The organism is Pseudomonas sp. GW821-FHT02H06, from assembly GCF_059421525.1.
This window is the reverse complement of record NZ_JBWKVD010000012.1, coordinates 63,394-75,293: the sequence shown is the minus strand read 5'-3', so window position 1 is coordinate 75,293 and position 11,900 is coordinate 63,394. Positions and strand designations below refer to the sequence as shown.

Here is an 11,900-nt window from a genome sequence, read left to right as displayed (position 1 = left end):
GGCCCGGCGTCAGTCCCACGAGTTCTTCACACCCCTCAAACCAATTTTTGACAATCGCGGCCCTACTATCCCGCCACTGTCGCGAGGGTGGGATCATTTATATGCTGGTTGTTGAAGATCTGGTGCTGGATACCGGGAAGTACCGGGCATTCCGCGCGGACAAATACCTGAAACTCAACCCGACCAACATCGACATACTGGCGCTGCTGATGCTGAGAAGTCCCGCCATTGTCAGCAAGGAAGAAATCGCCGAAATGCTCTGGGGCGAACAAGGCACTCACAAGAGCACCGGTCTCGGCACTCGCGTGCATCAAATCAGAAAAGTAGTCGACGACGGTTTTGCCTTCCCGCTGGTCCATACGGTGTATGGGGTCGGCTATCAACTTTGTAAATAGCCGCGCAGGTCGCCTTACTTACCATCTTTTATAGCCAGTTGCTTCCAGTCCTCGGGATTAAGCACACCTCGGATAACTGGCCGACTGCGCTTATCCAGCGATATAAATACCGCACTGTCATATTCGCTGTTATCGGCATGGGGATAACCCTGCTCTTTTTCTATCTGGCCGATACAACCGCTGTGGGTCACCACCACCAGATTACGGTCGTTTGCCTTGTGCGCCATGACCCGGCCAAGGTTCATCTTCTCGCAGTCAAACAGCCAGTCCTGTGACGCAACCGGATGACCGAACAAGGCTGCGGCGGTTTGCTCCGTGCGCGTGGACGGGCTGGCGATGACATCGGTCTGGTCCAGCCCCAGTTGGCTTAATGATCGTCCCACCTCGGCAGACACCTGGTTGCCGTTGCGGGTGATCCCGTCGTCTGGCCCGAGGCATTCCTTGTCAGAGCGGTCGCAGCGCTCGCCGTGGCGCACCAGCACAACCACCTCGCCTTTCTTCCAGCTCGCATAAAGCCCCGCCCTGTTCATGTTCTCACCGCTGGCGAGGGCAATCGGCGAACGCGGCCAATAGGTGTAACCCGTCAACAGCAGGAGCGACACGCCGATGGCCGCAGCGCTCAGCAGCACTCTAACTGTGCGACGGTTTCGAGGTAACTTGCCCGCCCTGAGTGCAAGCAGGACATTGGAATGATCGCGCATCGTGTTACTCCGACTATGAGCCCATCGGCAGATGGAAGTCTGTGTCCTTGAATGGGAGCAAGCGTAAACAGCGATGCATGATTGTTTGGTTAACGGCAGGTGAAAAAAACAGTGGCATTAAGAAGTATCATTCTGGGCACATGGTTAAATCTTCACGCTTACACGCGCTTCAACTAAAGAATTACACATCCCTCAAATCTGAATAGAGTTTTCACATTCCCTTCACTGCCGCTTGACCTCCGCATGTCTATGTTCCACCAGCGGCCGGCAATGGCCGGGCGAAGTTAATAATTTACGCTTATCGGGACATTTCAACGTGCGAAGCGAACGATCACGATTTTATGCCTGGAACCTGGGTTTACCGATCGCCATTGCGCTGGCGATATTCGTGGTCTTCGACCTCACGTCCCTGGACGAGATGATCAGCAACTGGCTGTACTACCCTAATCACGAGTTTCCCTACGGCCATAACCGCCTGTTCGAAAACCTGACCCACCGCTGGCCGCGGATCATTCCCGACCTCACCGGTGAGGCCGCGATCATTGGCTCAATCCTGTCGTTTATCTGGCCACTGTTCAAACCCGGGCGGCACGACCGGCTGATCAGGTCGCTGGAGACATTGCGCATCGCCCCGGTGCTGCGCTTCACGGCTCGCCACCGGCGGGACTTCCTGTACATCGTCGTGTCGTTTGCAATCATCACCGGCATGATCCATTTCTTTAAAAGCCACACCAGCATCTACTGCCCCGTGGAAACCACGCTGTACGGCGGGACGATGGAGAAAAGGGAGTGGTTCGAGAATTTCAGCCTGTTCCATGAAGCTGGCGCCGGTCGCTGCTGGCCGGGTGGGCATGCCTCCGGCGGCTTCACCATGGTCGCGCTGTACTTCGTCGCGCGGCGTCATCAGTGGCGCCACGCCCGGGCGATCCTTTACGCGTCGATGGTTCTGGGCGCGATCTACGGCACCACGCGCGTCCTGCAGGGCTGGCACTTCATGTCGCACACGTTCTGGGCCGGGGTGATTGTGTGGATCGGGGCGCTGCTCACCGCCCTTGCCTTCTATGGCTGGCGACAGATCGCTTCTGCGCCCGTCGACGAGGTCAGGCCCGCGCTACGGAGGCGGTCGGTGCCCGGCCCCAATCAGGTCACTGATCTGTAAGTGTGGCATGAGCGCGTCAGCCAGCCAGGCGTCGATCCAGCCGCGCATCAGCGTCGCGGGCATTGGTTCGGCGATCCCGAACCCCTGGACGACCTCACAACCAAGCTGCAAAAGGCGTGAGGCCTGGGCGGGGCTGTTGACGCCCTCGGCGATGACTTCGCGACCGAACGCACTGGCCAGGCCCAGTATCGCCTGCAGGATCGAGATATCACCGGGGGCGTCGAGCATGCCGTGAATGAACGTCTGGTCGATCTTCAGTTGCGCCACCGGCAAGCGCTTCAAGTAGCTAAGGGATGAATACCCTGTACCGAAATCGTCCAGGGCAAATCTCACGCCCAGTTGTTCGCAGGCACGCAGCGTGCGCGAGACCCCTTCGACGTCTTCCAGCGCGCTGGTCTCGAGAATCTCGATCATCAGCATTTCCGGCCCGACATCAGGGTGAGCCGCGAGCCGTTCGGTCAGGTTGGCCACGAAATCAGGGTGTTGAAGTTGCCGTGCCCCAACGTTGATGCTCACGGGCAGACGCAGCCCCTCCCGTTGCCAGCACTCGATCTGGCTCAAGGCACTTTCGAGCACCCACTCCCCGACCACTTCCGCCAGTGAGCTGCTTTCGATCAGCGGCAGAAAACTGCCCGGCAACAGCAGTCCGCGCTCCGGATGCTCCCAACGCAGCAGGGCTTCCGCACCGACGACCGCGCCCGTGCGCAGGTTGACCTTGGGCTGAAAATACAGGCGCAATTCCTCCTCGCGAATGGCCTGATCGATACGGTCCAGTCGCGCGTTGTGCCCACGCATCTCCTGGTCATGCTGCGCATCGAACACGCGGAAGCGATTCTTGCCCTCGAGTTTCGCCTGATACATCGCCTGATCGGCCTGGCGCAGCAACTGATCGGCGCTGATCTCGTTGTCCTGCGGGTAGTAACTGACGCCGATGCTCGCCGAGAGCGTCAGGTTCAGCGCGCCCACCTGCACCATTTCGCTGGCGGCCGCCAGCAGTCGCTCAAGCATCGGCGCGCTGTCGCAGACTTGATCGAGATCGACAACCAGCGCCACAAACTCATCTCCGCCCAGGCGTGCCAGCGTGCAGGCATCGCTTAGCGCCTGCTGCATACGTCGCGACACGCTGGACAGCACCCGATCACCCACGTCATGCCCGTGCAGGTCGTTGATCGCCTTGAAGCCGTCAAGGTCCAGGTAGCCCAGCGCCAGCCGGGTGCCGTTGCTCAAAGCATCGGCCATCGCCTGCTGCATGCGCGAGGCCAGCAGGACGCGGTTCGGTAAATGGGTCAGCGGGTCGTAATGGGCCACGTATTCCAGCTGACGCTGATAGCTGTGCAGTTCGGTGACGTCGGTGAACAGCGACACATAATGCTGAGTGACGCCACGGGCATCGACGATGGCGGTAATGGTCTGCCGCGCGGCGTACTCCGATCCGTCACGTCGACGGTTCCACAAGTCGCCCTGCCAGTAACGCTCCGAGAGCAGGCTGTGCCAGAGGCTGACGTACTGCGCACGCGGGGTCCTGCCGGAGGCGAGGAAGCGCGGATTCTCGCCCATCGACTCCTCGCGTCCATAGCCGGTGATGGTAGTGAAAGCGTCGTTGACTTCGATGATCGCACCGGCCGGGTCGGTGATCATGATGCCTTCCCGCGCGTGGGTGAACACGCTGGCGGCGAGGTTGAGTCGCTGCTCGATCTGGCGGCGCGCGGTGAGGTCGGTGAGGGTCACCCGAATGCCACTTGACTCGCCGCCGGGGCGCGCGCAGTTCAGCCGCGCCTGCCAGTGCGTACCGTCGGTGCGCTCCAGGCTCAGATCGCACTCTTGCGCCTGGCCCGTGCGACAGACCCGGGCGAATACCTGCTGCCAATGGTCGCGGTCCCGGCTGACGACACGGCCGGCAAAACGGCGCTGCAGCAGGCGATGACGTGGGTAGGTCAACAGTGTCTCGCCGGTGCGGTTGACGGCTTCAATGACCCCTTGCGGGGTCAGCGTCAGGTAGCCCACCGGCGCGTTCTCATACAAATCCAGATAGAGATCGCGCGAGGCTTCCAATGCGGATTGCGCAGCGCGCAGTTCCTCGTTCTGAGTCTGCAATTCAACCTGATGCAATTGCAGGTCAAGCAGCAGCCGGGCGTTGTCATCCAGGTCGTCGAGCGGGTCGGCGGGTTGGGCGATATGGGGCGCAGAGGGCGGCGTCTTCATGGTCCTCCCGCGCCTCAGGTCTGCGAACGTTCAGGCTGCATCGCCAACAGAATCAGGTGCGGACGCGTGCCGTCCCCTACCACCCGACGGGCATTCAGGGTGATCGCCCGCGGCCCTGAGCCGGTCAGCTCATGCTCCACGACGAAACCGTCGAAGCTGGTGTCACTTTCCAGAATCGTGCCGAGCTTTTGCCGCAGCGCCGGGATATCCCACTGTCGGTTGTTGAGTTCGAAGAGCTTGCGGCCGGTGGTCAACGGCTCGGTCGTCGGGAAGGTGCGGTAATAGGAACGACTGGCGGACACGACGCAGAGGTTTTCATCCAGCACCAGCAACGGCTCGATCACCGTGTCGACGATGGCCTCCGCCAGTTCCCGCGCAGCCTGCACAGCCTTCTGGTTAGCGATGCGGCTGTTGATGTCGTGAAAGGTCATCACCACGCCGTCGATGACGTTGTCCAGCGTGCGGTACGGTGCCAGCCGCGCCAGGAACCAGTTGCCCGAGACAGTGCACAGCTCGATCTCTTGCGGGATCAGCATGTCGAGCACCTCCTGTGCGGGGACCAGCAGGTCCAGGGAGTGAATGTACGAAGAGATATCGGCCAGTGGCCGCCCCACATCCTTGGGAATCAGGCGGTAGATCTTCACGGCATCGCGCGTGAAGCGGCGAATAATCAGCTTTGTATCAAGAAATATAGTCCCGATATTGATGCTGTCGAGGAGGTTCTTCATGTCGTTTTGCATGTCGCCGAGCTGCTCGATTTTCGCCTGCAGCTCGGCATTCACGGTGACCAGTTCCTCATTGACCGATTGCAGTTCTTCACGGGAGGTTTCCAGCTCCTCGTTGGATGACTGCAGCTCTTCATTGGTCGATTGCATCTCTTCGTTGGCCGCGCCCAGCTCCTCGTTCAGGTGCTGCAATTCATCGATGGTCGCCTGCAGGTTCTCCCGCGTGTAAGCCAGGTCGTGCTCCAGCAGCCTGACACGTTCGGGCGCCAGATGTGCGGCCGTGGCGGGCAATGCGTCCGGCGGGATATCTACGCCGCTGGCCGGTTCCTGGAACGTGATCAGCAGCAATTGCTCGCCCTGAGCCGTGTTGCCCATCCGGCGCACGCTAAGGCTGACCCAGCGCGTCGCGCCATCGCTGCTGACCTGCAACGGCTGGGTCGAGGTCGGTTCGGCGCTGAGGGCGGCACGTTGCACCGCACCGCGCAGGTCCAGCTGCAGGCCTTCGCGGGCCATTTCAACCACGTTGAGGCTGGCCTGCCCCGGCGCCGGACGCAGGTAGCGTCCCGTGTCGCCGTGGACGTACAGAATGTTGCCGGTCAGATCGGTGACCACCGAGGCAGGGCCGAAGTCCTGCAGCAGCGCCCGGCGGGTCAGTTCGGCAATGTTGGTTTCCTTGGTCATGGTCGCAGGGCGGTCCGCAGGTCGGCTGATGGGTTTGGGCAGCCACGACAGCGTGCTGTCCATCGGCATGGATTTGGGGGTTCGGGTCTTCACGGCCCGGTAGAATTTCCATTTGCGCTGCAACGGCGTGAACAGTGTGGCATGGCCGCCGATGCTCTCGGAGGGTGACAGAAACAGCACGCCGTCAGGCTTGAGCGCGTAGTGAAAGGTCGGAATCAGGCGGTTCTGCAGCGCATGCCCCAGGTAGATCATCAGGTTGCGGCAGCACAACAGATCGATGCGGGTGAAGGGCGGATCCTTGATCACGTTCTGCACCGCGAAGACGATCATCTCGCGGATTTCCTTCTTCACCCGGTAGCCGCCTTCAACGGGGCTGAAATAACGCTCCAGGCGTTCGGCGCTGACGTCACTGGCGATGGTCTGCGGATAAAAACCGGCGCGGGCGGTACTGATGGCGTCGGCGTCCAGGTCGGTGGCGAACACCTGAATGCCCGGCACCACACCGGCGGCCTGCCCCTGCGCGTGCAGCAGTTCATGCAGAACAATGGCCACCGAGTAAGCCTCCTCGCCGCTGGCGCAACCGGCGATCCACACTCGCAGCGGCTCATTGGGAGCCTTGGCGTCGATCATCGGCTGGAGGATCTGCCGTTGCATGACCGTGAACGCAGCAGGGTCACGAAAGAACTGAGTGACGTTGATCAGCAACTCGTTGAACAGCGACTTGCACTCCTCTGCCGAGTTCTTCAGCAGCCGCAGGTAATCATCCTCACCAGCGAGGTGCATGATCTGCAGACGCCGCTCGATCCGCCGGGCGATGGTGCTCTTTTTATACTGCGTGAAATCATGGCCGGTCATGCTGCGCAGGTGCAGAAGAATCTGCTGCATGGCGTCCCCCTGCCTGATCGACGGTGCAGGACCGTCCGGGTCCCTGGCGCCGGTGAGTACCCCAGGCATTTGCTCGACGCTCAGGACATGACTGGCGTTGCCCGCCTGAATCGCGCTGTTGGGCATGCCGCTGTAGGTCGCCTCTTCCGGCCATTGCACCAGGGTTCGGCCGCCATGGTCGAGGATTGCCCGGCAGCCGGCAGTGCCGTCTGACCCGGTCCCGGACAGAATCACGCCGACTGCCCTCGCCCCGTGATGCTCGGCCATCGACGCGAAGCAGGCGTCGATGGGCAGATGGTGGCCGCGCTCGCCCTCGTAGCGGGTCAGGACCAGCGCATTGGCCGTGACGCTCAGGGCGTACTGCGGCGGGATCACGTACAGAGTGTCGGAGTCGAGGGTCGCGCCATGGGTGGCCTCGACGACTGTCATGGAGGTCGAACGGGCGAGGATTTCGGTGAGCAGGCTGGGCGTGGTCGGCGCAAGATGCTGGATGACCAGAAAGCTGATCCCGGAGTCGCTTGGCATCAATCGCAGGAAGCGCTGCAACACTTCCAGGCCGCCCGCTGACGCGCCAAGCCCGACGAGCAGGCGGCCTTGCGGGCGGTTGTGCAGCGCGGTGTCGGGCACGGGACGCCTCCATGTGTCGAATGGACGGGGATGATGCCCGCTGCCAGCCCACCCGGCAATGGCGGATATGCCACCATCGCCCGCCGGACACGCGATAGGCCAGACAGGCGAACGCATTGATGTCACACTGGCGCCCGCCCAGACCCTGATAGCTCAGTGCCATATTAGTGCAGCACGGGTCACGGCGTGGCGCCTGATTGCCGTTCATCCAGAAGCGGAAATCTCTTCCTGCGTCCCCAGTCCATCCTTTCTCTGAACCACTGCGTCGAGACGTCACCCATGAAGTCGGACACCGTACAAATTGCCCCCCTGGATTTTCTCCTGGGCGGCGGCGAAATGGGGCAGCTGATCCGGGACTTCGACTGGGCGTCGACATCGTTGGGCGAGCCGGCGGGCTGGCCGCAGTCCCTGCGCTCGGCCATCAGCATCTGCCTGCATTCGAGTTTCCCGACGGCTATCTATTGGGGCGAGGATTTCTGCCTGCTGTACAACGACGCCTGGGCGCCGATTCCGGCGGATCGCCATCCGGCCGTGCTGGGGCGCCCGGCGCGGGAAGTCTGGTCGGCCATCTGGGACGTCGTCGGCCCGCAGTTCGAGGCGGCCTACCGGGACGCCCAAGGTTTTTCGACGTTCGACCAACTGTTGATGATGGAACGCGGCGGGCGGGCGCAGGAAAGCTGGTGGAACTACAGCCTCACGCCCATTCGCGGCGAAAACGGCCGTATCGCGGGCATCCTCAATCAGGGCCACGAGGTGACTGACCGTATTCTGGCCGAGCGTCGCCGGGCGCAAGAACTCGTCCGCCAGCGCAAGATGTTCGAGCAGGCGCCCGGCTTCATCACCGTGCTCAACGGCCCCGAGCACCGCTTTGAATTCGTCAACCAGTCCTACACCCGGCTGTTCGGCGAGCGCGACTACGTGGGCAAGACCATTTACGAAGCGTTCCCGGAGCTGGTGGGCCAAGGGTTTTACGAATGGCTGGATGAGGTCTACAGCACCGGCGAGCGGCTGGTGCAGCAACGCACCCCGATCCAGCTCAGTCATCCCGACGCCCCGTGCGAAGTGCGTTATCTGGATTTCATCTATGAGCCGCTGCTCGATGAGACCGGTCAGGTCACCGGTATCTTTTGTGAAGGCTACGACGTGACCGAGGCGCATATCTCCCGAGCCGCGCTGGAGGCCAGCGAAGCGGCGTTGCGCGAGGAAACCCGCACCCTGGAAACGCTGAACCGGGTCAATACCGAGCTGGCCCTGGAGCTGGACCTCAAACGCCTGGTGCAGACCGTGACCGATGCCGGCCGCGAGATGACGGGCGCGGAGATCGGCGGGTATTTCCACAATGCCACCAGCGGTCATTTTGACCTCTTCACGCTGTCGGGCGCTCCGTCGTCCGAACTGGCGCACTTGCCAGGGCCGCGGGCCTGTCCGGTGTTCGCACCGGCGTTCCTCACCGAGGGCGTGATGCGCTCTGACGACATCCTGCCGGACCCGCGCTATGGCGGCATCACGCCGCATTTTGGCTTGCCGGCCGGCCATGCGCCGGTGCGCAGCTACCTGGCGGTCTCGGTGGTGTCGCGCTCGGGTGACGTGCTGGGCGGCCTGTTCTACGGCCACACCGAGCCCGCTCAATTTACCCCACGCCACGAAAACCTGATGTCAGCCCTGGCCGCTCAGGCCGCCATTGCGATCGACAACGCGACGCTGTTCCAGCAGGTGCAGAGCGCCAACGAAACCCTTGAACAACGAGTGCAGGCTCGCTCGCAGGAATTGTCCGAAGCCCATTCGGCCCTGCGCCAGGCGCACAAGATGGAAGCCATCGGGCAGCTCACCGGCGGCATCGCCCACGACTTCAACAACCTGCTCGCCGGCATCATCGGCAGCCTGGAAATGATCGAGCGGCGCATCGCCAACGGCCGGGTCGACGGCCTGGATCGCTACGTCAATGCCGCCCACGATTCGGCCAATCGCGCCGCCACCCTCACCCAGCGGCTGCTGGCGTTCTCCCGTCGCCAGACCCTCGACCCCAAGCCCACCGACGTCAATCGGCTGGTGGCGGGCATGGGTCAGCTCATCGCGTCCACCATCGGCCCGTCCATCAGCATCAGCACCATTGCCAGCGGCGACCTGTGGCTCAGCAAGATCGACGCGCCGCAGCTGGAAAGCGCGCTGGTCAATCTGACGCTCAATGCCCGCGACGCCATGCCCAACGGCGGCGTACTCACCGTGCAGACCCGCAACGTCTCCGCTGACCACGTCGCGGGGATCGCGGCGCAGCTGCCCCCAGGCGACTTCGTTGAACTCAGCGTGAGCGACAGCGGTACCGGCATCGCACCGGAGATCCTCGACAGGATTTTCGACCCGTTCTTCACCACCAAACCCATCGGCCAGGGCACAGGCCTGGGGTTGTCGATGATTCACGGTTTTGTGCACCAGTCCGGCGGCACCATTCAGGCGCGCTCCACCCACGGCGCGGGCACGACGATCTCGCTGTACTTGCCGCGCCATCTGGGTGACCGCGAACAAGCGACTGCCCGCTGCCCGTCGCAGCCCCACAGCCGTGGCGAAAGCGTGCTGGTCATCGACGACGAGCCCCACGTGCGCATGCTGATGTGCGACGCCCTGCGCGAACGCGGTTATCAGGTCAGCGAAGCCATGGACGGGCCGTCGGGGTTGCAAATGCTCCGCTCGATGGCATCGATTGATCTGCTGGTGACGGACGTTGGCCTGCCCGGCGGGATGAATGGCCGACAGGTCGCCGACGCCGCCCGCGCCCTGCTGCCTTCCCTGGATGTGCTGTTCGTCACCGGTTACGCGCAAAACTCGGCGGTGGGCGGCGATCAACTGGAAACCGGCATGGCCGTGTTGCTCAAGCCCTTTGGCATGAACGTCTTCGCGCAGAAGGTCGGCGAGATGCTCCAGGCTGGCGCTCTCGCTCACGACTGATCGGTCAGGTTTTTTCGCCCTCTCACGGAACTCACAGGCCCGGCATGCCCCTAAGCACGACGTCAGCGAACCGGCACAACGCCAGTTCCACGAGAGGTTTAGGTTTCCATGTCTTCCAGCACCCCATCCGCCGCCATAGGCCAACCAGACGAGCAGCGCACTTCGCCGCGTCGTCTGATCTTCATCTCGGTCCTTGTCGCCACCATGGGCGCACTCGCTTTCGGTTACGACACGGGCATCATCGCGGGCGCTCTGCCCTTCATGACCTTGCCGCTCGATCAGGGCGGTCTTGGCCTGAACCCCGTCAGCGAAGGGCTGATCACCGCATCGCTGATCGTCGGGGCCGCCTTCGGCTCGCTGGCCAGCGGTTACCTGTCCGACCGTTTTGGCCGACGCGTGACCCTGCGCATGCTGTCGCTGTTGTTCATCGTCGGCGCCCTCGGTACAGCCACTGCGCCGTCGGTGCCGTTCATGGTCGCCGCGCGCTTTCTGCTGGGCATCGCCGTTGGCGGTGGTTCGGCCACAGTGCCGGTGTTCATCGCCGAAATCGCCGGTCCTTCGCGCCGCGCGCGACTGGTCAGCCGCAACGAGCTGATGATCGTCAGCGGCCAGTTGCTGGCCTACGTGCTGAGCGCGGTGCTCGCGGCGTTGCTGCACACCCCCGGCATCTGGCGCTACATGCTGGCCATCGCCATGGTCCCGGGCGTTTTGCTGCTGATCGGGACGTTCTTCGTGCCGCCGTCGCCGCGCTGGCTGGCCTTGAAAGGTCGTTTCGATGAAGCGCAGCAGGTGCTCGAACAACTGCGCGACACCAAAGACGCCGCCAAGCGCGAAGTCGAGGAAATGAAAACCCAGGAGAAAGAAGCCCACAAGCGCGTCGCCGCTCGCGAATTGCTGCGTCAGCCGTGGGTGTTGAAGCTTTTGCTGATCGGCGTCGGGCTGGGCTTTACCGCGCAGTTCACCGGCGTCAACGCGTTCATGTACTACACGCCGATCATCCTCAAACACACCGGCATGGGCACCAACGCTGCACTGACCGCGACCATCGGCAACGGCATCGTCTCGGTCATCGCGACCTTGCTGGGGATCTGGGCCATCGGCCGTTACGGGCGTCGTCACTTGCTGATGACCGGTCTGGTCATCGTGATCATGATGCAGGCGGCGCTGGGTTGCGTGCTGATGTTCATGCCGCAGAACCTGACCCAGAGCTATGCCGCGCTGGCGTGCATTCTGGTGTTCCTGCTGTTCATGCAGATGTGCATCTCGCCGGTGTACTGGCTGCTGATGTCCGAGCTGTTCCCGATGCAGGTCCGGGGCTTGCTGACCGGCACCGCGGTGTCGATGCAGTGGCTGTTCAACGCGACCGTCGCGTTCCTGTTCCCGATCGCCGTGGACACGATCGGCAACCCGACCTTCTTCGTGTTTGCGGCGATCAACATCGGCTCGCTGATCTTCGTGTTCCTGTGCTTGCCGGAAACCAAGGGCAAGTCCCTGGAGCAGATCGAGAAGCACATGAAGAAAGAGCTGTGAGACGAAGTTTCAGCTTCCGGGCCTTGGGTCCGGGACCTGAAACAGGAGGGCT

7 protein-coding genes are annotated in these 11,900 nt (G+C 62.5%); 4 read left to right on the top strand and 3 right to left on the bottom strand.

Annotated features, from left to right (window positions below):
* Window positions 1-101: 101 nt before the first annotated feature.
* Complete coding sequence (locus tag AC07VF_RS19085; protein ID WP_495008007.1) at window positions 102-395, top strand: winged helix-turn-helix domain-containing protein; 294 nt, start codon at window positions 102-104, stop codon at window positions 393-395.
* Window positions 396-409: 14 nt separating this feature from the next.
* Here the strand turns inward: AC07VF_RS19085 and pmrG are convergent, their stop codons facing one another.
* The gene (gene pmrG / locus AC07VF_RS19080) at window positions 410-1,096 is read right to left on the bottom strand and encodes a lipopolysaccharide core heptose(II)-phosphate phosphatase PmrG (RefSeq protein WP_495008006.1); all 687 of its coding nucleotides are present in this window, start codon (window positions 1,094-1,096) and stop codon (window positions 410-412) included.
* A 316-nt stretch (window positions 1,097-1,412) separates the two neighbouring features.
* On the opposite strand from pmrG, the gene AC07VF_RS19075 reads away from it, so the two are divergent.
* Entirely contained in the window at window positions 1,413-2,255 is an 843-nt protein-coding gene (locus AC07VF_RS19075) for a phosphatase PAP2 family protein (RefSeq protein WP_495008005.1), read from the top strand.
* On the opposite strand, the gene AC07VF_RS19070 is transcribed toward AC07VF_RS19075, so the two are convergent.
* Window positions 2,208-4,457, bottom strand: coding sequence for a putative bifunctional diguanylate cyclase/phosphodiesterase (locus AC07VF_RS19070; RefSeq protein ID WP_495008004.1), 2,250 nt, complete (start codon window positions 4,455-4,457; stop codon window positions 2,208-2,210). The two genes, AC07VF_RS19075 and AC07VF_RS19070, sit on opposite strands and share 48 nt — an antisense overlap.
* Window positions 4,458-4,471: 14 nt before the next feature.
* Complete coding sequence (locus tag AC07VF_RS19065; RefSeq protein WP_495008003.1) at window positions 4,472-7,375, bottom strand: chemotaxis protein CheB; 2,904 nt, start codon at window positions 7,373-7,375, stop codon at window positions 4,472-4,474.
* Window positions 7,376-7,654: 279 nt separating this feature from the next.
* Here AC07VF_RS19065 and AC07VF_RS19060 point away from each other — a divergent pair, with 279 nt between their 5' ends.
* Complete coding sequence (locus AC07VF_RS19060; protein WP_495008002.1) at window positions 7,655-10,318, top strand: ATP-binding protein; 2,664 nt, start codon at window positions 7,655-7,657, stop codon at window positions 10,316-10,318.
* 108 nt (window positions 10,319-10,426) lie between these two features.
* Window positions 10,427-11,848, top strand: coding sequence for a sugar porter family MFS transporter (locus tag AC07VF_RS19055; RefSeq protein WP_495008001.1), 1,422 nt, complete (start codon window positions 10,427-10,429; stop codon window positions 11,846-11,848).
* Window positions 11,849-11,900 lie beyond the last annotated feature (52 nt).